The following is a 19,927-nucleotide window of genomic DNA, read 5'->3' as shown; positions in this document are numbered from 1 at the left end:
TGGCAACTAACGATATCCGTTAATTCTAAGAAGATGATGAGGCGCCAAACCATGGCAGATTTATACGAAAACCCAATGGGCCTGATGGGCTTTGAATTCATCGAATTCGCATCGCCGACCCCTGGCACCCTTGAGCCGATCTTCGAGATCATGGGCTTTTCCAAAGTCGCGACCCACCGTTCGAAAAACGTGCACCTGTACCGTCAGGGCGAGATCAATTTGATCCTCAACAACGAACCCAACAGCGTCGCCTCCTACTTTGCCACCGAGCATGGCCCGTCGGTGTGCGGCATGGCGTTCCGGGTCAAGAACGCCCAACAGGCCTACGCCCGTGCCCTGGAACTTGGCGCCCAGCCGATCCATATAGAAACCGGCCCGATGGAATTGAACCTGCCGGCCATCAAAGGTATTGGTGGTGCACCGCTGTACCTGATCGACCGTTTCGGCGAGGGCAGTTCGATCTATGACATCGACTTCGTCTACCTGGAAGGCGTTGATCGCAACCCACCGGGCGCCGGCCTGAAAGTCATCGATCACCTGACCCACAACGTCTATCGCGGGCGCATGGCCTACTGGGCCAACTTCTACGAGAAGCTGTTCAACTTCCGTGAAGCTCGCTACTTCGATATCAAGGGTGAGTACACCGGCCTGACCTCCAAGGCCATGAGCGCTCCGGATGGCATGATCCGCATCCCGCTCAACGAAGAATCGTCCAAGGGTGCCGGGCAGATCGAAGAGTTCCTGATGCAGTTCAACGGCGAAGGCATCCAGCACGTGGCCTTCCTCACTGACGACCTGGTTAAGACCTGGGATCAGTTGAAGAAGATCGGTATGCGCTTCATGACCGCGCCGCCGCAGACCTACTACGAAATGCTCGAAGGTCGCCTGCCGAACCACGGCGAACCCGTGGATCAACTGCAAGCGCGGGGCATCCTGCTGGACGGTTCGTCGGTTGCAGGCGACAGGCGCCTGCTGCTGCAAATCTTCTCGGAAACCCTGATGGGGCCGGTGTTCTTCGAATTTATCCAGCGCAAGGGGGATGACGGGTTCGGTGAAGGCAACTTCAAGGCACTGTTCGAATCCATCGAGCGTGATCAGGTGCGTCGTGGTGTATTGACCGCTGACTGATCGATGACAAGGCTGTAAAAAAGCCCGGTCGAGGACTTCCTCGGCCGGGCTTTGTTTTGCCTGTTATCAGGCTTTGCGTTGTCGCACCAAATGCTTGAACCCTTCAAACACCAGCACCACCACCGCCAGCCAGATCGGGATATACGTCAACCATTCCTCCGGCCCGATGCTTTCCCCCAGTAACAGGGCCACCCCCAGCAACAGCACCGGTTCCACATAACTGAGCAATCCGAACAGGCTGAACGCCAACAAGCGGCTGGCAATGATATAGCTCACCAGCGCTGCTGCACTGATCAGCCCCAGCATGGGAATCAACGCGTATAGCCCCTTGTGGGTATCCAGCACCGCAAAGCCCTGTTCGCCGCTTTGCACAAACCACAGCGCCACCGGCAGCATCAGCGCCATATCGAGCCACAGCCCGCCCAAATGGTCGGTAGCCAGCCGTTTACGTAGAACAAAGTAGGTTGGGTAACCAATGATCACCAACAGTGTCGCCCAGGAAAAACCACCCACCTGGTACAGTTCGTTGAGTACGCCTGCGGCGGCAAAAAATACCGCAATCTGTTGCAGGCGTGACAGCCGTTCGCCATACACCAGGCGACCGGTCAGGACCATGGTCAACGGCAGCAGGAAGTAACCGAGGGACACATCCAGGCTGCGGCCGTTGAGCGGCGCCCACATGAACAGCCACAGCTGCACCCCAAGCAACACCGAAGACAACAAAATCCCTCCGATCAGCCGAGGTTTGCCCGCCAGCAGTCGGACCAACTCCAGCACCCGTCGCCACTCGCCGCTGACCGCCATGAACACGGTCATGCACGGCACCGTCAGCAGCATCCGCCAACCAAAAATCTCCAGGCCACTCAAGGGTGTGAGCAAGGATGTGAAGTAATACATCACGGCAAACAACACCGAGGCCAATACCGATAGAGCAACACCTTTAGACACGCTGTCCTCGCGAAGACGACTCATACAAGAGAGTGGGAAATCAAGGTGGGAATATATTGCTTTTGCTGTGAGACGTTTGCTCTGTTTTGCGGCATCTTATGAGAAATTTTCTCACCTCAAGGTCTGCCCTGATGCCCGTCAACCCACAACCGCCCCTCGATGCCTTCGACCTGGCGATCCTCAAGCACCTGCAACATGACAACACCACGGCGCTGCGGGTGATTGGCGAGCAGGTCAGCCTGTCTACCGCTGCGGTGCAACGGCGGATCAAACGCATGGAGCAGAGCGGGGCGATCACTGCCAATACGGCAGTGGTGAATCAGGAGGCGGCGGGCAAGCCCATCACCATTCTGGTGGAGGTGCATGCCGAACGAACCCACATCGAAGACCTCGACGTGCTCAAGGCGCAGATGTCGATCCCTCAAGTGCAGCAGTGCTATTACGTCACTGGCGACGCCGACTTCATGCTGGTGGTTGTGGTGGAGACCATGAAGGCCTACGAAACCCTGGCGCGACAGTTGTTCTATGAGAACCGCAACATCAAATGGTTTCGCAGCATCGTGGTGATGGACCGGGTGAAGGTGAGCCTGGACGTGCCGCTCGATTAACTGACAATACAAATCAAAATGTGGGAGCTATCGCAGCCTCGCCAAGGCTCGACAGCTCCCACGGGGTTTAGGGGGCTCATCAAGGATGAGCAATCCGCCCCGACACAAAATGCCCCACATCATTGAACCCTGGCGTCGAGGCATGCCCTGGCGTCACCAGCGAATCAATGAACGCCTCATCCTCGGCACTGATCTTCACCGCCAGCGCCTGGGTATAGGCATCCCACTGCGCCTCGGTGCGCGGCCCAACAATGGCCGAGCTGACCGCCGTGTTGTTCAGTACCCAGGCAATCGCAAACTCGACAATCCCGACACCCCGCCCCTGGGTGTACTGCTGGATCTGCTGAGCAATGCGCAGGGACTCGACCCGCCATTCGGTTTCCAGGATGCGCTTGTCCTGGCGCCCGGCACGGCTGCCGACGTCGGGTGTGACATCCGGCGCGTACTTGCCGCTCAGCACGCCACGAGCCAATGGGCTGTAGGGAACAACGCCAAGGCCGTAGGCTTGCGCAGCAGTAATCTGTTCCACCTCGGCCTGGCGATTGACGATGTTGTACAGCGGCTGGCTGATGACAGGCTTGTCCACCCCCAGGCGCTCGGCCACGCGGATCACCTCGGCGATACGCCAGCCCCGATAGTTGGACAGGCCCCAATAGCGGATCTTGCCCTCGCGGATCAAGTCGCCAATGGCTGACACCGTTACCTCCAGTGGGGTGTTGTGGTCTTCGCGGTGCAGGTAGTAGATGTCCAGGTAATCAGTGTCGAGGCGGTTGAGGCTGGCCTCCAGGGCATTGAACATTCGCTTGCGGCTCAAGCCGCTGCGGTTGGGCGGGCCGTCAGCCGGGCCGAAGCCAACCTTGGACGCCACCACCCAATCCTGGCGATGACGGGCAATGGCTTCACCGACGATTTCTTCGGAACGCCCACCGGTATAGACGTCGGCGGTGTCGATGAAATTGATACCCTGATCCCAGGCCTTGTCGATGATGCGCAAGGAGTCCTCGGCGCTGGTCTGCTCGCCAAACATCATACTGCCCAGGGTCAGCGCGCTGACCTTGAGCCCGGACTGGCCCAGTGTGCGGTAAATCATGGTGAACTCCTCATAAGGGATGACGTGGGCTATGCAATACCAGAGAGCGAGGCTCTGGAACAAGCCCAGCGCCTGTGTCCACGTAAACCTTCATTTGCGAGCAAGTCCGCACCGAGCGCGTTACACCTTCAGCGTGCGCGTCATCCGCAACGCCAACACACTACCTGCCACGATCACCGCCGCCAGCAGATACAGCGCCATATCGGTAGACCCGGTGGCGTCCTTCACAAACCCGACCAAATACGGGCTGAGGAAGCCCGCCATCTGCCCCATGGAGTTGATCAACGCCAAACCACCGGCTGCGGCGCCAGCACTGAGCATGGCCGTCGGTACCGGCCAGAACATCGGCAAGCCGGTGAGGGCGCCCATGGTGGCGATGGTCAGGCCGAGGATGGCGATGGCCGGCGTGGTGGCGAAGTTCACCGCGATTATCAGGCCGATGGCACCCATCAGCATCGGTACTACAAGATGCCAGCGCCGCTCTTTGCGCAGGTCGGCGGAACGGCCTACCAGCAACATGAAGACGGCGGCCAGCAGGTAAGGGATCGCACTGAGCCAGCCAATCACCAGGTTATCCGAGAACCCCATGTTCTTGATGATCGACGGCAGCCAGAAGTTGATGGCGTATACGCCGCTCTGGATGCAGAAGTAAATCAGGCCAAACGCCCAGATCGCTGGGTTCTTGAATACTTCCAGTAGGGAGTCGCTGGTGGTTTTCGGTTTGTTGGCCAAGTCCGTAGCGTGGTCGGCTTCCAGCACCGAGCGCTCATGTGGGGTGAGCCACTTGGCGTTGGCAAAGCTGTCGCTGAGTAGGAAATAGGCCAGGGCGCCGAGGATGATCGTTGGAATACCTTGCAGCAGGAACATCCACTGCCAGCCGGCAAGCCCGCCTTGGCCGACGGCGAAGTGGTTGAGGATCCAGCCGGAAAACGGGCCGCCCAGCAGGCCGGAGACGGGGATCGCCGACATGAACAGCGCCATGATCCGCCCACGGCGGAAGGTCGGGAACCACTGCGAGAGGTACAGCACCACGCCTGGGAAGAACCCGGCTTCGGCGGCACCAGTAAACAGGCGCAGGGTGTAGAAGTGAGTGGGTGTCGTGACGAACAGCAGGCACGTCGACAGGGTACCCCAGACGATCATCATCAGCGCAATCCAGCGCCGTGGACCAAACTTGGTCAACGCCAGGTTGCTCGGCACGCCGCACAGCACGTAGCCGATAAAGAAGATCCCGGCGCCGAGGCCGTATACCGTCTCGCTGAACTTCAAGGCGTCGAGCATCTGCAGCTTGGCAAAGCCGACGTTGACTCGGTCCAGGTAATTGAACAGGTAGCAGATGAAAATGAAGGGGATCAGGCGCAGGGTGATGCGCTTGTAGACGGCGTTTTTGTCGTCATCGTTGGCCAGGGTAACGGTGGCGCTCTGTGACATGGCGTTCTCTCTTTATTATGATTTTTTGCAATGCGGGGGTAACGTTGATCGCCCCCAGAGTGTCGGCCACCCCACCGTGGGTGTCTTTGTGCCCGCGCACAGCAATTAATCGTTTGCGCTGTGCCTTTGAACAACCGCTCAAAGAAACCGCTTTCCAAGGAATTTAGCCCCATGTTCGAACTGGATCATGACCTGGCGCAAGATATTGTCGATCGGACGATGGCCATTTTGCCCTATAACGTCAACGTCATGGACAACCAGGGCCTGATCCTCGGCAGCGGCGAACCGGAGCGCATCAATACCCGCCATGAAGGCGCACAACTGGTGCTGGCCAACGGTCGGGTGGTGGAGATCGACGGGCAGACCGCCAAGCACCTCAAGGGCGTGCAGCCGGGGATCAACCTGCCGCTGCTGCACGATCAGCGCTTGATCGGCGTGCTGGGCATCACCGGCGAACCGGAGCTGTTGCGCACCTACGCCGAACTGGTGCGCATGACCGCTGAAATGCTGGTCAGCCAGCGCCACCAGCAGGCCGAGCAGCAATGGCGGCGCCAGCGTTGTGATGATTTGCTCGCCCTGTTGCTGGCCGAGCGCGGCGACTCGCCGCGCCTGGTGGACGAAGCGCAGCAACTGGGTCTCAAGCCGCAACTGGCCCGCACGCCGTATTTGTTTGAGCTGGGCCCTGGGCAGACGGCCGATGCCTTGAGCGCCTGGCTGGCGTCGCGCTACCCGGACAGCTGGTGCGTCAGCTCAGCGCAGTTCTCTTTGCTGTGGTGCCGGCCGGCGTCAGTGCTGGTGGACAACCCGCGCCTGCTGGAAAAACTTGAAGGTCTGGGCTGGAACATCCTGCGGGTTGCTGTGGGCGGACAGGCTGATGGGCTGTCTGGATTGCGCCGCTGTTATAGACGGGTGGGCGATCTACTCGCCTACGGGCGTGATGTGCTGCCTCAGTCGAGGCTGCTGACCCTCACGCGCTACCGATTGCCAGTAATGCTCTGGCGCCATCGCAACGATGATGCCCTCGACGAACTGCTCAACCCCCTGCGCAAGGTGCTGGCCAAGGACAACAACGGCCAATTACTGGCGACGCTGCGCAGTTGGTGCGAACACGATGGCCAGAGCCAGGCCTGCGCCGATGCCCTGGGCATTCACCGCAACAGCCTGCGCTACCGCATGGAGCGCATCGCCGAGCTGAGTGGCGTCGATCCGTTGACTCTGGATGGAATGCTGGCGTTGTACCTGGGCGTACAGCTGCTCCCCCAGCCTGTGTAGGCGCGGTTTTGTAGAAATGAACAACAAACCTCACCGGAACTTGTGCAAAGGACCGGCGTTATTGCCGGTGTCAACTGGCAGCATGGGCGTCATACACACCGGAGAAAGCCCATGAAGATCATCATCGCCCCCGACTCATTCAAGGACAGCTTGAGTGCCGAAGGCGTTGCCGAGGCCATTGCCCAAGGTCTGGCACAGGTCTGGCCTGACGCGCAGTTGATCAAATGCCCGATGGCGGATGGCGGTGAAGGCACAGTGGAGTCGGTGCTTGCGGCCTGCGAGGGTGAGTTGCGTAGCAATCGGGTGCAAGGTCCGTTGGGTGGCACGGTAGAGGCACGTTGGGGCTGGTTGGCCGCAAGCCACACCGCAATTATCGAAATGGCCGAGGCCAGCGGCTTGCAACTGGTAGCCCCGGGCAAGCGCGATGCCTGTTCCAGCAGCACCTTTGGCACCGGCGAATTGATCCGTGCCGCCCTGGATGCCGGAGCCCAACGCATCATTCTGGCGATTGGCGGCAGCGCCACCAATGATGGTGGCGCCGGGGCGATGCAGGCGCTCGGTGTGCAACTGCGTGATGCCAGCGGCGAGCTTCTGGCCCGTGGCGGCCTGGCGCTGGCGAAGTTGGCGCATATCGACCTGGAGCAACTGGACCCGCGCCTGGCCCAGGTACGCTTCGAAATCGCCGCCGACGTCAACAATCCCCTGTGCGGTCCTCACGGCGCTTCGGCAATTTTCGGCCCGCAAAAAGGCGCCAATCCCCAGCAAGTCGAACAGTTGGACAAAGCCCTCGGCCACTTTGCCGATCACTGCGCCCAGGTCCTGCCCAAGGATGTACGCGACGAACCCGGCAGCGGCGCAGCAGGCGGCCTGGGTTTCGCTGCCAAGGCCTTCCTCGGCGCGCAGTTTCGTGCAGGCGTTGAAGTGGTCGCCGAACTGGTAGGCCTGGAAGCTGCCGTGCGCGGCGCCGACCTGGTGATCACCGGCGAAGGTCGTTTCGACGCACAGACCCTGCGCGGTAAAACGCCGTTTGGTGTGGCCCGCATCGCCCAGCAGCACAACGTCCCTGTGATCGTCATCGCAGGCACCCTGGGCGATGGTTACGAGCAGATGTACGCCCACGGTGTGGATGCGGCGTTTGCCTTGCCGTCCGCGCCGATGACCCTGGAACAAGCCTGCAGCGACGCGCCGCGACTGTTGCGTGAGCGCGCGGCGGATATTGCGCGGGTGTGGCGCCTGGCGGCCCAGCGTTCCAACTGACGGCAGCGTTGGGCTCGCCTTCCTGTGTGCATGCCCTCTACACTGGCCCACCACTTGTTTTTCAAAGGATGAAACACAATGCACGCACCTGAACCCCAGATCGTCATTCAGCGCTTTACCGAAGCCCATCTTGAAGGCGTCGCCGCGCTCTACAACGACCCGGCCGTATGCCGTCAGGTGCTGCAAATGCCTTACCAGTCCGTCGAGGCCTGGCGCAAACGCCTGGTGATGGATAACGAGCGGCGACTACAGTTGGTGGCGCTGCATGCCGGTGAGGTGATCGGCCAACTTGGGATGGAACAGTACTTGCGCGTTCGCCAAAGCCATGTTGGCTCACTCGGCATGGGCGTTGCGCTGGCCTGGCAAGGCAAGGGCGTAGGCTCCAAGCTACTGGGCGCAGCGCTGGAGGTGGCCGACAACTGGATGAACCTGCACCGGGTGGAACTGACGGTGTACGCCGACAACGAAGCCGCCCAGCGCCTGTATCACAAGTTCGGCTTCGAGACCGAAGGCCGGTTGCGCGATTACGCCCTGCGTGACGGCGTTTTTGTCGATGCCCTGACCATGGCGCGGCTGCGCAAGTCAGCCTAGTCCTCCAAGGCAAACGCCACCGCAGCCTGCGCATGCAGCTCGGTGGTGTCCAGTAGCGGCAGGCCGCAATGCTCGGGCTTGATCAGCAGGCCGATTTCCGTGCAACCGAGAATGATGGCCTGGGCGCCGCGAGCCGCCAGGGATTTGATCACCTGTTGATAGACCTGGCGTGACGCCTCGCTGATCACCCCGACACACAACTCCTCATAGATGATCCGGTGCACTGCCTGTCGGTCTTGCGCGTCTGGCACTAGCACGGTCAAGCCTTGGGCAGTCAGGCGTGCCTTGAGAAAGTCTTGCTCCATGGTAAACGCGGTGCCCAGCAGGCCGACGGTCAGGGTGTTTGCTTGCACCGCCGCGGCACCGGCGGCGTCGGCAATATGCAGAAACGGTATCGATACCGCCGCCTCAATTCGCGGCGCCACCCTATGCATGGTGTTGGTACACAGCACGATGCACTCGGCGCCACCGGCCTGTAGACGGCGGGCCGCATCTTCCAGGATCAGTGCGGCGTCATCCCAGCGCCCGGCGTGCTGGGCCTGCTCCACGGGGCCGAAATCGACGCTGTACATCAACAGTTGCGCCGAGCGCAGCGGGCCGAGTTGATCACGCACGCGCTGGTTGATGATCCGGTAATACTCGGCGCTGGACTCCCAGCTCATGCCGCCGATTAGGCCAATGGTACGCATGCAAAGCTCCTGAAACAGGTGGGCGAGTTACCCACCTTACCCAATGGCTACGCTTTAGTCATACGCCCTCTGCCGGCATCTGCCATGATTCAGGCTCGCAACATGGGTCACCCAAGGAACACCGCAATGGACGATGTACAGCAACTGGGCGAAATGCTCCGTCATTACGCCGATAGCGAAGCGCACAAGCAGCAGCAATTTGAGGTGCAATCGGCCCATTGGACGCAAAAGATCGGCGAATTGTTCGACCAGATCCAGCAGTGGCTGGAGCCAGTGAAAACCGTCGGTTTGCTGGAAGTGCAGCGTGAAGCGTATGTGGCGTTCAGCCCGGCCGTTCTCGCCGAAGTCTCGACCTTCAAGACCGAGAAGCTGACCATCCACATCGCCGGCAAACCGGTGGAGTTCGTGCCGGATGTGATGGGCGCTGGCGGCCTGATTTCCCTATCAGTGATGGGCTTGACCGCCGCTCGATACGGCAGCATTTCCCTGGTGCTGCTGCCGGGTAAAAACGACTGGCTGTGGAAGAAAACCAACGGCCTGAAAGACCCGGACACCTTCGCCTTCGATGCCAACTTCCTGGCCTTGCAGTTGCAGAGCCTGATCCCCCGCGAGCGCGGTTGATCGTGCAGGAGCGAGCAAGCACCAGGCGTCACCTCGCTCCTACAAAAATCTAAAGCTCGACATTGCCCCAGCCTGGTTTCGCTTCTTGCGGTACCACCGCCTTGACCTGCTTGCCGGTCGCCAGCTGGGCCTTGGGCTCCTGACCGTTTTCCAGGTAGTACTGGATCAACGACAACCGGGCATTGCGGTTTATTGATGCAACGGTGCTATGCCGAAGGTGCAGGCCACCTTGAAGTCGGCCAGCACCGTCTTGGACGTGGCCTCCTGCATCGCCAATTGATGGCGCGAACCTTGTCAGTCCTTGACCTGGGCGGTATGCAGCCCTGACGCAGGCCATCGGTCTGTCAAATCAGCGCTGTGGAGTATCCCGTAGTCGTGAATGGAAAACGGGTTATTTCGCCAGAGTTGGCTATACCTACAGCTCAGTGTTCAGACGATGACTGTCAAGGAGTTGTGCCATGAAGCTAGGGCTAATGATCAGTACACTATGCATCGCCTCGATCGGGGTGGTGGGTTGTGCCAGCAAGGTCACGCAACCGGACGAGTACTCCGGATTTCTCAAGGACTACGGCAAGCTGCAAGAAGCCAAGTCACCGTCGGGTGTGGAGGTGATGCGCTGGGTCGATCCCAAGTTGAATCTGCGCCGCTACACCGCCGTGTATATCGAACCCACCCAGTTTTACCCGCAACCCCAGGCTACCACCAAGATTCCCCAGGCAACCCTGAACGGCATCAATGCTTACTATAACGAGGCCCTCAGGCGTGAACTGAGTAAATCATTGCCGCTGGCCAACGGCCCCGGCCCTGCAATCATTGTAGTGCGCGCGGCGATCACCGCCGTCAGCAGCAAGGCCGAAGGCCTCAAGCCCTACGAACTGATCCCTATCGCGTTGGTGGCAGCGGCGGTGAACACGGCATCAGGCGGGCGCGACGAGGAAACCACCCTGGGCACCGAAGCGGTGTTCCTTGATGGCGATACCAACCAGGTGGTGGCGCAAGTGGTGCGCAAAGGCACCGGTAAGGAATTGGAAAATGATGCCCAAGTGATGAAGCCCGAAGATGTGAAGAATGTGATTGATGGCTGGGCGTCGGATATGCACCAGTCGTATCTCAAACTCAAGGGCAAGTGATCGCTAGCTACACATCTCTTGAGGTTGCTGATAGCTGAGGGGGCAGGTTCGGTTCTGAGTACATATCCGTTGTTGCGGTAAGGGTGTAACCCTATGCAGCCCTGACCAAAATAGCGGATATGTACCCAGCCCAGCCTATGCCTGCAGCCCCAGAGGGGGGCAAGCCCGCTCGCCACAGTAGGCCAGGCAGAAGTTGGTCAATCGCCGGTAAAACCATGGCTCTACTCCTTGCTTCGGCCTGACGTCAGGGATGTGCGGGTGTTACTTCATCGGGGTCAGCAGTGGCAGCTTCCACTGGCCGCTACCCACCTCAGGCTTGGGCAGGTAAATGCGCAGCACGGTGTAAAATGGACCGGGTGGTGCGGGCAACCAGTTGCTTTGTTCGGCTTTCGGCGGCTCGTGATGTTGCACCATCAGCGTCAGGCCGCCGTCGGCATCAAGCTTGAGGCCGGGCAACATCCGCGAATTGATCAGGTAGCGCTTCTTGTGGTTGGGCACCAGCAGTTTGCTCTTGCCGTCGTACATCGTCAGCGACCAGAAGGCATCGGTCGGCGGCAATTGGTCCTTGGCAAAGTGCAGGGTGTAGCTGCGCTTGGCACCGTTGGCGGGTTTGCCTTCGCTGTCGACGAAGTAGCCCATGTATGCCGCTTCATCGGTGGAGTTACCGAAAATCCCCATGTCGGCACCGGCGTAGCGGTACAGGTAATTGTTTTTCAGGTGGTCGCGGCTGCCGAACAGATCACCGCTGGACACTTGGTGGCTGTCGACCTTGTCTTTCTTGAAGGTGGCGAACTCAGCCTTGCCGTCGGCGATCCCGTCTTCCAGGGCCTTGCGCTGTTCGGCGCTCAGTTGGGCGACCTTGAACGGTGCCCCAGGGGCGATGCCGATTTTGGCGAAGCGCACCAGGGTGTCTTTTTCACTGTCCTGGGGCGCGGCGAAGGCCAGCATGAAGTTGAGGTAGCGAAACAGCTGCGGGCTGTCGCTCATGTTGGGGGTGGGTTTGGGCCATTGGATTTTCGCCGTATTGGCCGGGGCCGGTTGTTTCACGTAGCTGCTCAGGGACTGGACCTTGTAACCGGCCTGGATCTGCTTGACCTTGCCCAGGTCCTTGTCGTCGAACAGCTGAGTGCGGTACAGCGCGTAGGCGATGTTGCTTTCGCTATACACCACCCGGTCGATGTTCACCGGCTGCTGACCTTTCCAGCTCGGGCCGGCAATCATGTAGTGCCCGCCGTTGTTGCCGGTACTGCGGGTGCCCAGGTAGGCGAAGTTTTGCGTGTAGAGGTCGATCAACTGCACCGAGTAATAGCGGCTTTCATCGATTTTCGGCAGGGTCAGCACCACGGGCTCACGGCGCAAATCCAGCCAGACGAAGGAGTAGGGCGTGTCCGAATTGGGGGTGACGAACGCGGTGTCCTTGGGCGTGAAAACCTGGGCAGTGTTGCCGATGTGGTTGAACGACGCCTTGAAGTTGGCACCACTCTTGTCCACCGCTTGGGTGTAGAGGGTTTTGTACATTTCTACCACCGGGAAGCCGTACAGATACGCTTCCTTGGCGATGGCCCGGGCTTCGCTGGGTGTGGCCGTGAAATCGGCCCAGGCGCTGGTGCTCATGAGTATCGAGAGGCTCGCCAGCAGCAGGCGGGTCGGTTTTCCAATCATGTTGTTGCGTCCTTACTAGGCTCTTTATTAGAGAGCCGGGGTGATGTCGTCGGGTTTCCAGCTGTTATCGAGGTAGACCTGGGTGGGCGCAGACAGTCGTAAATAGCTGAACCAGGGCTTGCCCGGCAGAGTTTGCACCCAGTTGTTCTGGAAGTCTTTTGCGATGCGGGTGTCGAGCCCCTGGGCCTGTACACCCACACCACAACTGGCCGACAGGGCCAACAGGCTGAATCCGGCATTGCGAATCAAGGCATGCATATCACGTCCTTATTTTCCGAAGGTCACGTTGATCCCGGCAAACAGGGTGAACTGTGGCAAGCCATCGCCTTTGCGGGCAACGGTCCACTGGGGTTTGACGAAAGCGTTGAAAATATTGCCGCCGGTGAGGGGAAAGGGGTTCAAGCCAGGATGGACTTTACCTTGTCCCGCAACTGGTCGATGGAAAATGGCTTGCCAATCACCTGCATGCCTGCTGGCACATCAATGCTTTCGGCATAGCCGCTGGCAAACAATATGGGCAGGGTGGGACGCAATTCACGGGCCTTGCCGGCCAGTTCCTGGCCATTCATATCCGGCAAGCCGACGTCGGTCATCATCAGGTCGATCACCTGTTCGGACTTTTTGATGATCATCAGGGCAGCTGCGGCATCTGCGGCTTCAAGCACCAGGTACCCCAGCTCTTCGAGGACATCGACGATCAACATGCGCACGATGGCGTCGTCTTCGACTACAAGGATGGTGGAGGCAGCGGCGGACATAGTGAAGGTTCCCAAGAAGTGGAGGTACAGGTCTTGATGGGTTGAAAGACCATCTTCCAATGAATCATGCCAGGACCGGTAAGCTCCCGAAACAGTGACGGCATTGTGAGGGCATTGCAAAGGATTTTCTCGCTCGGGCGTGTCGCCCAACGGGGTGGCCGCAGAATACCTGGCAGCCATCCAGAGGATGCCTGCCAGGCCCGCTGTATTTATATAGCGTTGGCAAAAAAACTAGTGAGGCTATCGAGTTTCCCAGTGGTGTTCATCAGCTCCAATTCGTTGGACTCCGCAAATTTGTATTCCGGATTGGCACGGTTTGCGCCATACGGCTGAAGGATTGTCCGGCTGTTGCGATGAGCCTGGCGCAATGACCAGTGGCGGATTGTTCAATTGGACGGGTATTTGATCTGCGGAGGGGGAAGGCGTTATCGACTGGGAATATTGTTGAGCCGGGACAGTGACTGGATGTGAGCGTCGCCATCTCTCGTTGATTTCTCAATGAGTTACGTAATCACGGTGGCCATGGTTGGCAGAAAAATAGCGTTCAAGCGCGACTTTGGGGCAAACTCCTTGTTTTTCCGTACTTTGGCCAAGGCATGCCCATGATTCCTGCGTCGTCAGTCGATGAGAAAAGTTTCCGCAAGCTTCTGAGCCGTAACGTGGCCCTGCCACTGAGCGTTGGCGTGCTTAGTGCGGTATTTTTCGTTTGCTTGATCTCTTACTTGTTGTCGGTGATTCAATGGGTCGGGCACACGGACCGGGTGATCAACAATCTCAATGAGACGTCGAAGCAGACCATCGACCTGGAAACCGGAATGCGCGGCTTCCTGATCACCGGCGACGAGCATTTCCTCGACCCTTATGAGGTCGCCAAGCCGCGGATCATTTCTGACCTGCGCGGGTTGCAGGAATTGGTGGCCGACAATCCGCAACAGGTTGACCGTCTCAAGCGCCTGGAGTCCTTGCAGATGGAATGGAACGGCTACGCCCAGGCAATGATCAGCCTGCGTCGCGAGAGCGGTGATTACCGGGCGGCGGTCCAGGCCGGCCGGGGCAAGCGCCTGACTGACGAAATGCGCAAGGAATACGACCAAGCGGTGGCCATGGAGCAACAGCTGCGGATCAACCGTAATGAAGATGTCACCCGCACCACGGTGATGAGCGTCACCCTTTATCTGCTGCTCGTGATCGGGCTCAGTGGTTTCCTGGCGTACATTGGTAGAAAAAATCTCTTAGCACTTTCAGAGAGTTACAGCACAAGTCTCGCGTCACAACAGAAGATAGCCAAACGCCTGGAACAGCAAGCCTGGCTACGCAGCGGCCAGACCGAACTGGCAGAACAGGTGCTGGGGCAACTGACCCTGGACCTGCTGGGCCGCAACATCCTGCAGTTCTTTGCCCAATACATGGGCACGGTGGTCGCTGCACTGTATGTACGTGAAGAGCACGGCGGTCTGAAGCGAGTGGCCACCTATGGCTTCTCCCGTGAACAGGAACAGCAGGAACAGTCGATCTACAGTAATGAGGGCATCGTCGGCCAATCTGCCCAACAGGGCCGGTTGATTCGTCTGGATGACGTGCCGGTGGACTACTTCAAGGTCAGTTCGGGCCTGGGGGAGGGCGTGACGCGTAGTGTGCTGGTGGTGCCTACCAGCGACGATGATCGTGTTAACGGTGTGATCGAGCTGGGCTTTCTGCGTCCCCTCGACGAGCGCGATGTCGAGTTGCTGGAGCTGATTGCCGGCAACATCGGCACCTCCATCGAAGCCGCGCGTTATCGCCAGCGCTTGCAGGAAGTGCTGGCCGAGACCCAGCAGCTCAACGAAGAGCTGCAAGTGCAACAGGAAGAACTCAAGACGGCGAACGAAGAGCTGGAAGAGCAGTCGCGCATCCTCAAGGAGTCCCAGACTCACCTGGAAACCCAGCAGGCCGAGCTTGAACAGACCAATGAACAACTGGCCGAGCAGACCGAGACCCTGGCCGACCAGCGCGATGCCATGGACCGCAAAAACGGTGAACTCAAACTGGCCCAGACTGAATTGCAAGATCGCGCCGACGAGTTGCAGCGCTCCAGCAAGTACAAGTCCGAATTCCTCGCCAACATGTCCCACGAGTTGCGCACACCGCTCAACAGTTCGTTGATCCTGGCCAAATTGCTGGCCGAGAACCCCCAGGAAAACCTCAGCGCCGAGCAGGTCAAGTTTGCCGAGTCGATTTATTCGGCCGGTAATGACTTGCTCAACCTGATCAACGACATCCTCGATATCTCCAAGGTGGAGGCCGGCAAGCTGGAAATGCGCCCGGAAAACACCAGTGTGGCGCGCCTGGTGGACGGCTTGCGCGGGATGTTCGAACCGCTGGCGGCCGACCGCAAGCTGGCCTTCCAGGTGGAGGTGCAGGAAGGCGCACCGCTGATGCTGTTCACCGATTGCCAGCGACTGGAGCAAATTCTCAAGAACCTGCTGTCCAATGCGGTCAAGTTCACCGAGCACGGTCAGGTCAGCTTGACGGCGTCGCGTGCGCCAGGGGAGGGCATAGCCTTCACCGTGCGCGACTCGGGGATCGGCATCGCCCCGGATCAGCAGGAAAGCATCTTCGAAGCCTTCCGCCAGGCCGACGGCACCACCAATCGCCGCTACGGCGGCACTGGGCTGGGGCTGTCGATTTCCCGGGACCTGGCGACCTTGCTGGGCGGGTATATCAGCGTCACCAGCGAGCTGGGCCAGGGCAGTATCTTTACTCTGGTGCTGCCGGAACAGTATGTTGAGCGCGACGAAGACTCTCCGGTCGTCGAGCAGCCTCGGGCTGTTGCCGCCCCCGCGCCGGCAAGCATCAAGGTCTCGCCGCTGCCGATAGCCCAAGAGGTGTTGATTCCACGCTTTGCCGATGACCGCGACAAGGCCCCCTTTGCTACCCGCTGCATCCTGGTGGTGGAAGATGAGCCGAACTTTGCGGGCATCCTCTTCGACCTGGCCCATGAGTTGGGTTACCAGTGCCTGGTAGCCCACGGCGCGGACGAAGGTTACAACCTGGCCGAACAATTCATTCCCGACGCGATCCTGCTGGACATGCGCCTGCCGGACCATTCCGGGCTAACTGTGCTGCAACGTCTCAAGGAGCACGCAGGGACCCGGCACATTCCGGTGCACGTGATTTCCGTGGAAGACCGGGTGGAAGCCGCGATGCACATGGGCGCCATCGGTTATGCGGTCAAACCGACCACCCGCGAAGAACTCAAGGATGTGTTCGCCCGCCTGGAAGCCAAGCTGACCCAGAAGGTCAAACGTATCCTGCTGGTGGAAGACGACGACCTGCAGCGCGACAGTATTGCCCGCCTGATCGGCGACGATGACATCGAGATCACTGCCGTAGGCTTCGCCCAGGAAGCCCTGGACCTGCTGCGCACTAACATCTACGACTGCATGATCATCGATTTGAAGCTACCGGATATGCTCGGCAACGAGCTGCTCAAACGCATGTCTACCGAGGATATCTGTTCGTTCCCGCCGGTGATTGTTTACACCGGGCGCAACCTGACCCGTGATGAAGAGGCGGAACTGCGCAAGTATTCACGCTCGATCATCATCAAAGGCGCTCGCTCACCTGAACGTTTGCTGGACGAGGTGACACTTTTTCTGCACAAAGTCGAATCCCAGTTGTCCCATGAACGCCAGAAGATGCTCAAGACCGCCCGCAGCCGCGACAAGGTTTTCGAGGGACGCAAGGTGCTGTTGGTGGACGACGATGTACGCAATATCTTCGCCCTCACCAGCGCCCTGGAACATAAGGGCGCGATTGTGGTCATTGGCCGTAACGGCCGTGAGGCGATCGAAAAACTCAATGAAATCGATGACATTGACCTGGTTCTGATGGACGTGATGATGCCGGAGATGGACGGCTACGAAGCCACCGCGCTGATCCGCCAGGACCCGCGCTGGCGCAAGCTGCCGATCATCGCGGTGACGGCCAAGGCCATGAAGGATGATCAGGAGCGCTGCCTGGCGGCAGGCTCCAACGATTACCTGGCCAAGCCCATCGACCTTGATCGACTGTTTTCGTTGATCCGTGTGTGGCTACCAAAGATGGAACGTATTTAATTGGAACGAAACACTGACATCGAACTGCGTCTGTTGATTGAGGCGATTTACCTCAAGTACAGCTATGACTTTCGCGACTACTCCGGCGCGTCGGTCAAGCGCCGCGTCGCCCATGCCTTGCGCCAGTTCGACTGCAAGACCATTTCGGCCCTGCAGGAACGGGTGTTGCACGACCCTACGGCGTTCATGCAGTTGCTGCAATTTCTGACCATTCCCGTCAGCGAGATGTTTCGCGACCCCTCGCACTTTCTGGCGATACGCCAGGAAGTGGTGCCGCTGCTCAAGACCTACCCGTCGATCAAGATCTGGATCGCCGGTTGCAGCACCGGCGAAGAGGTGTACTCCATGGCCATTCTTCTGCGGGAAGAGGGTTTGCTGGAACGCACGATTATCTACGCCACCGATATCAACCCCAGCTCCCTGGAAAAAGCCAAGCAAGGAATTTTCTCCCTGGAAAATATCCGTGCCTACACCCATAACTATCAGCAGGCCGGTGGAAAGCGTTCGTTTGCCGACTATTACACGGCGGCTTACGATTACGCGATCTTCGACAAAAGCCTGCGAGAGAACGTTACCTTCGCCGATCACAGCCTGGCGACCGATAGCGTATTTTCTGAAACGCAGTTAATTTCATGTCGTAACGTGCTGATTTATTTCAATAAAAAGTTGCAGGATAGGGCGTTTGGATTGTTTCATGAGTCGCTGTGCCATCGTGGCTTCCTGGTGCTGGGCAGCAAGGAAACCCTGGATTTTTCCAGCTACAGCAAACAGTTCGAACCCCTGGTCAAGCAAGAGCGGATCTACCGAAAATCATGAATGAAGCCGCTACAGGCCAGTTGTACGCGCCTGGTATCGAAGCCATTGTCATAGGGGCATCCGCAGGTGGTGTCGAGGCGTTGCTGAACATTTTCGGCGCCTTGCCCAAGGGCTTCGGCCTGCCAATCATTACCGTCCTGCATTTGCCCGATGAGCGTTGCAGCCTACTGGCTGAAGTCTTTGCCCGCCGCCTGCCGATACCGGTCAGGGAAGCGCGCGACAAGGAGCTGATCGAGGCCGGCACTTTGTATTTTGCCGGTCCCGGTTATCATTTGTCGGTGGAACATGACCGCAGTCTGTCATTGAGCCAGGAGGACCGTGTGCACTACTCGCGCCCAGCCATTGATTACTTGTTTGAGTCGGCCGCCGATACCTATGGCACAGGCCTGTTGGCGATACTGCTCACCGGCGCCAACCAGGACGGCGCCCAAGGCCTGGCCCACGTCAAGCAATACGGCGGCACCACTGTGGTCCAGGACCCGGCGGAGGCGCAGGCGACGGTCATGCCCCGAGCGGCCCTGGCGTTGCATATTCCCGACCATGTTCTTACCTTGAGCCGTATCGGCGCCTTGTTGGCTTCCCTGGAATCATCCCCATGCTAAGTACTATCCAGGCCAAACTGCTGATCGTCGATGATCTGCCGGAAAACCTGCTGGCCCTTGAAGCGCTGATCAAGCGTGAGGATCGTCAGGTCTACAAGGCGCTGAGCGCCGACGAGGCCTTGTCGCTGTTGCTCGAACACGAGTTCGCCATGGCCATTCTCGACGTGCAGATGCCCGGCATGAACGGCTTCGAACTGGCCGAACTGATGCGCGGCACGGAAAAGACCAAGAACATCCCTATCGTATTTGTCAGTGCCGCAGGTCGCGAGTTGAACTATGCCTTCAAGGGCTATGAGAGCGGTGCGGTGGACTTCCTGCACAAGCCGCTGGATATCCATGCGGTCAAGAGCAAGGTCAATGTCTTCGTCGACCTGTATCGCCAGAGTAAGGCCATGAAGCAGCAGGTCGAAGCCCTGGAGCAGAGCCGCCGCGAGCAGGAAGCCTTGCTTATGCGCTTGCAGGCCACCCAGGCGCAGCTTGAGCAGGCGGTGCGCATGCGCGATGACTTTATGTCGATCGTCGCCCACGAAGTACGCACGCCCCTCAATGGGCTGATTCTGGAAACCCAGTTGCGCAAGATGCACCTGGCCCGGGACAACGCTGCGGCCTTTACGCTGGACAAGATGCACGCCATGGTCGATCGCGATGAGCGACAGATTCAGAGCCTTATCCGCTTGATCGAAGACATGCTTGATGTGTCGCGTATTCGTACCGGCAAGCTGTCGATTCGCCCCGGGCGCTTTGACCTCGCGCAACTGGTGCGCAACCTGCTGGAGAACTTTGCCCCGCAAGTGACGGCAGCCGAGTCCTCGGTGCAATTGGATGCGCCGCTGCCGGTGGAAGGCAACTGGGATGAGTTTCGCATCGAGCAGGTAGTGTCTAACCTGTTGACCAACGCGCTGCGTTACGGCGCCAAGAGTCCGGTGGACGTAAGGGTGTACACCGCGCATGGCGAAGCCCGGGTCGAAGTTCGTGATCGCGGGATAGGCATCAGCGAAGACAATCAGAAGCGAATTTTTCAGCAGTTCGAGCGGGTCTCCGTTAATCATGCGGCGGCAGGACTGGGTCTGGGGCTGTTTATTTCCGAGCAGATCGTCGCGGCTCATGGTGGGACGATTGAAGTCGAGAGCCGGATAGGTGAGGGTGCATTGTTTCGCGTGTGCCTGCCCCTTGAGGCCAGTACGTGAAATCAATCGCATATCCAACGCAACCTCCGCGTGACCCTAT

Annotated in this window: 20 protein-coding genes; 11 read left to right on the top strand and 9 right to left on the bottom strand. The window is 59.1% G+C overall.

The genetic code is table 11. The annotated features are described in order from the left end of the window. Positions 1-51: 51 nt before the first annotated feature. Positions 52-1,128: a 4-hydroxyphenylpyruvate dioxygenase gene (hppD, locus tag ACZRKZ_RS06885; RefSeq protein WP_149414648.1), complete on the top strand. Its 1,077-nt coding sequence runs from the start codon at positions 52-54 to the stop codon at positions 1,126-1,128. A 66-nt stretch (positions 1,129-1,194) separates the two neighbouring features. Here the strand turns inward: hppD and rarD are convergent, their stop codons facing one another. After that, entirely contained in the window at positions 1,195-2,076 is an 882-nt protein-coding gene (gene rarD, locus ACZRKZ_RS06880) for an EamA family transporter RarD (RefSeq protein ID WP_463981156.1), read from the bottom strand. A gap of 131 nt (positions 2,077-2,207) precedes the next feature. Between rarD and ACZRKZ_RS06875 the strand changes: the two genes are divergently transcribed. Then, positions 2,208-2,684 (top strand): Lrp/AsnC family transcriptional regulator, encoded by a 477-nt coding sequence (locus tag ACZRKZ_RS06875; RefSeq protein WP_463968587.1) that lies wholly within the window; start codon positions 2,208-2,210, stop codon positions 2,682-2,684. 79 nt (positions 2,685-2,763) lie between these two features. Here the strand turns inward: ACZRKZ_RS06875 and ACZRKZ_RS06870 are convergent, their stop codons facing one another. Together ACZRKZ_RS06870 and ACZRKZ_RS06865 are read right to left on the bottom strand one after the other, a co-directional pair. Further along, entirely contained in the window at positions 2,764-3,774 is a 1,011-nt protein-coding gene (locus tag ACZRKZ_RS06870) for an aldo/keto reductase (RefSeq protein WP_463981155.1), read from the bottom strand. A gap of 120 nt (positions 3,775-3,894) precedes the next feature. After that, complete coding sequence (locus ACZRKZ_RS06865) at positions 3,895-5,205, bottom strand: MFS transporter (protein ID WP_463981154.1); 1,311 nt, start codon at positions 5,203-5,205, stop codon at positions 3,895-3,897. 171 nt (positions 5,206-5,376) lie between these two features. On the opposite strand from ACZRKZ_RS06865, the gene ACZRKZ_RS06860 reads away from it, so the two are divergent. From ACZRKZ_RS06860 to ACZRKZ_RS06850, 3 genes are all read left to right on the top strand, one after another. After that, entirely contained in the window at positions 5,377-6,477 is a 1,101-nt protein-coding gene (locus ACZRKZ_RS06860) for a sugar diacid recognition domain-containing protein (protein ID WP_463981153.1), read from the top strand. A 111-nt stretch (positions 6,478-6,588) separates the two neighbouring features. Further along, positions 6,589-7,734 carry a glycerate kinase gene (locus ACZRKZ_RS06855; RefSeq protein WP_133102658.1) on the top strand — a complete coding sequence of 382 codons (1,146 nt, stop codon included), beginning with the start codon at positions 6,589-6,591 and terminating at the stop codon, positions 7,732-7,734. A gap of 78 nt (positions 7,735-7,812) precedes the next feature. Next, entirely contained in the window at positions 7,813-8,325 is a 513-nt protein-coding gene (locus ACZRKZ_RS06850; protein ID WP_463981152.1) for a GNAT family N-acetyltransferase, read from the top strand. Here the strand turns inward: ACZRKZ_RS06850 and ACZRKZ_RS06845 are convergent. Then, on the bottom strand, positions 8,322-9,014 hold the full coding sequence (locus ACZRKZ_RS06845) for an aspartate/glutamate racemase family protein (protein WP_463968582.1): 693 nt from the start codon (positions 9,012-9,014) through the stop codon (positions 8,322-8,324). The two genes, ACZRKZ_RS06850 and ACZRKZ_RS06845, sit on opposite strands and share 4 nt — an antisense overlap. 126 nt (positions 9,015-9,140) lie before the next feature. Here ACZRKZ_RS06845 and ACZRKZ_RS06840 point away from each other — a divergent pair, with 126 nt between their 5' ends. Then, complete coding sequence (locus ACZRKZ_RS06840) at positions 9,141-9,635, top strand: hypothetical protein (RefSeq protein WP_149414639.1); 495 nt, start codon at positions 9,141-9,143, stop codon at positions 9,633-9,635. A gap of 49 nt (positions 9,636-9,684) precedes the next feature. Here ACZRKZ_RS06840 and ACZRKZ_RS06835 read toward each other — a convergent pair whose 3' ends face one another. Further along, on the bottom strand, positions 9,685-9,810 hold the full coding sequence (locus ACZRKZ_RS06835) for a hypothetical protein (RefSeq protein WP_463968892.1): 126 nt from the start codon (positions 9,808-9,810) through the stop codon (positions 9,685-9,687). A gap of 283 nt (positions 9,811-10,093) precedes the next feature. Here ACZRKZ_RS06835 and ACZRKZ_RS06830 point away from each other — a divergent pair, with 283 nt between their 5' ends. Beyond that, on the top strand, positions 10,094-10,765 hold the full coding sequence (locus tag ACZRKZ_RS06830) for a DUF3313 domain-containing protein (protein ID WP_463981151.1): 672 nt from the start codon (positions 10,094-10,096) through the stop codon (positions 10,763-10,765). Positions 10,766-11,026: 261 nt separating this feature from the next. On the opposite strand, the gene ACZRKZ_RS06825 is transcribed toward ACZRKZ_RS06830, so the two are convergent. The 4 genes from ACZRKZ_RS06825 to ACZRKZ_RS06810 are packed head-to-tail and all read right to left on the bottom strand — an operon-like array spanning position 11,027 to position 13,185. Continuing rightward, entirely contained in the window at positions 11,027-12,427 is a 1,401-nt protein-coding gene (locus ACZRKZ_RS06825; protein WP_463981150.1) for a DUF1254 domain-containing protein, read from the bottom strand. Between the two features lie 27 nt (positions 12,428-12,454). Beyond that, on the bottom strand, positions 12,455-12,685 hold the full coding sequence (locus tag ACZRKZ_RS06820; RefSeq protein ID WP_463981149.1) for a hypothetical protein: 231 nt from the start codon (positions 12,683-12,685) through the stop codon (positions 12,455-12,457). Between the two features lie 9 nt (positions 12,686-12,694). Then, a complete protein-coding gene (locus ACZRKZ_RS06815; protein ID WP_463981469.1) occupies positions 12,695-12,829 on the bottom strand; it encodes a hypothetical protein in 135 nt (44 codons plus the stop codon). Continuing rightward, on the bottom strand, positions 12,826-13,185 hold the full coding sequence (locus ACZRKZ_RS06810; protein ID WP_463981148.1) for a response regulator: 360 nt from the start codon (positions 13,183-13,185) through the stop codon (positions 12,826-12,828). Before ACZRKZ_RS06810 ends, ACZRKZ_RS06815 begins: the two co-directional genes overlap by 4 nt. A 602-nt stretch (positions 13,186-13,787) precedes the next feature. Here ACZRKZ_RS06810 and ACZRKZ_RS06805 point away from each other — a divergent pair. From ACZRKZ_RS06805 to ACZRKZ_RS06790, 4 genes are read left to right on the top strand one after another with little or no spacing between them, the layout of a single operon-like run. Continuing rightward, positions 13,788-17,282: a response regulator gene (locus ACZRKZ_RS06805; RefSeq protein WP_463981147.1), complete on the top strand. Its 3,495-nt coding sequence runs from the start codon at positions 13,788-13,790 to the stop codon at positions 17,280-17,282. Further along, positions 17,283-18,098 (top strand): CheR family methyltransferase, encoded by an 816-nt coding sequence (locus ACZRKZ_RS06800; protein WP_463968576.1) that lies wholly within the window; start codon positions 17,283-17,285, stop codon positions 18,096-18,098. Continuing rightward, the gene (locus tag ACZRKZ_RS06795) at positions 18,095-18,700 is read left to right on the top strand and encodes a chemotaxis protein CheB (protein WP_463981146.1); all 606 of its coding nucleotides are present in this window, start codon (positions 18,095-18,097) and stop codon (positions 18,698-18,700) included. Before ACZRKZ_RS06800 ends, ACZRKZ_RS06795 begins: the two co-directional genes overlap by 4 nt. Beyond that, positions 18,694-19,887, top strand: a complete 1,194-nt coding sequence (locus ACZRKZ_RS06790) for a hybrid sensor histidine kinase/response regulator (RefSeq protein ID WP_463981145.1) — start codon at positions 18,694-18,696, stop codon at positions 19,885-19,887. Before ACZRKZ_RS06795 ends, ACZRKZ_RS06790 begins: the two co-directional genes overlap by 7 nt. The last annotated feature ends 40 nt before the right edge of the window (positions 19,888-19,927 follow it).

It is taken from the genome of Pseudomonas sp. c313 (assembly GCF_055407145.1).
The sequence above is the reverse complement of the archived record's forward strand: the minus strand, read 5'-3'. Positions and strand labels throughout refer to the sequence as shown.

Coding starts and splice junctions, on each gene's coding strand:
- hppD (WP_149414648.1), top strand. CDS start 52: ATGGCAGATTTATACGAAAACCCAATGGGCCTGATGGGCTTTGAATTC.
- ACZRKZ_RS06875 (WP_463968587.1), top strand. CDS start 2,208: ATGCCCGTCAACCCACAACCGCCCCTCGATGCCTTCGACCTGGCGATC.
- ACZRKZ_RS06870 (WP_463981155.1), bottom strand. CDS start 3,774: ATGATTTACCGCACACTGGGCCAGTCCGGGCTCAAGGTCAGCGCGCTG.
- ACZRKZ_RS06865 (WP_463981154.1), bottom strand. CDS start 5,205: ATGTCACAGAGCGCCACCGTTACCCTGGCCAACGATGACGACAAAAAC.
- ACZRKZ_RS06860 (WP_463981153.1), top strand. CDS start 5,377: ATGTTCGAACTGGATCATGACCTGGCGCAAGATATTGTCGATCGGACG.
- ACZRKZ_RS06855 (WP_133102658.1), top strand. CDS start 6,589: ATGAAGATCATCATCGCCCCCGACTCATTCAAGGACAGCTTGAGTGCC.
- ACZRKZ_RS06850 (WP_463981152.1), top strand. CDS start 7,813: ATGCACGCACCTGAACCCCAGATCGTCATTCAGCGCTTTACCGAAGCC.
- ACZRKZ_RS06845 (WP_463968582.1), bottom strand. CDS start 9,014: ATGCGTACCATTGGCCTAATCGGCGGCATGAGCTGGGAGTCCAGCGCC.
- ACZRKZ_RS06840 (WP_149414639.1), top strand. CDS start 9,141: ATGGACGATGTACAGCAACTGGGCGAAATGCTCCGTCATTACGCCGAT.
- ACZRKZ_RS06830 (WP_463981151.1), top strand. CDS start 10,094: ATGAAGCTAGGGCTAATGATCAGTACACTATGCATCGCCTCGATCGGG.
- ACZRKZ_RS06825 (WP_463981150.1), bottom strand. CDS start 12,427: ATGATTGGAAAACCGACCCGCCTGCTGCTGGCGAGCCTCTCGATACTC.
- ACZRKZ_RS06820 (WP_463981149.1), bottom strand. CDS start 12,685: ATGCATGCCTTGATTCGCAATGCCGGATTCAGCCTGTTGGCCCTGTCG.
- ACZRKZ_RS06810 (WP_463981148.1), bottom strand. CDS start 13,185: ATGTCCGCCGCTGCCTCCACCATCCTTGTAGTCGAAGACGACGCCATC.
- ACZRKZ_RS06805 (WP_463981147.1), top strand. CDS start 13,788: ATGATTCCTGCGTCGTCAGTCGATGAGAAAAGTTTCCGCAAGCTTCTG.
- ACZRKZ_RS06795 (WP_463981146.1), top strand. CDS start 18,095: ATGAATGAAGCCGCTACAGGCCAGTTGTACGCGCCTGGTATCGAAGCC.
- ACZRKZ_RS06790 (WP_463981145.1), top strand. CDS start 18,694: ATGCTAAGTACTATCCAGGCCAAACTGCTGATCGTCGATGATCTGCCG.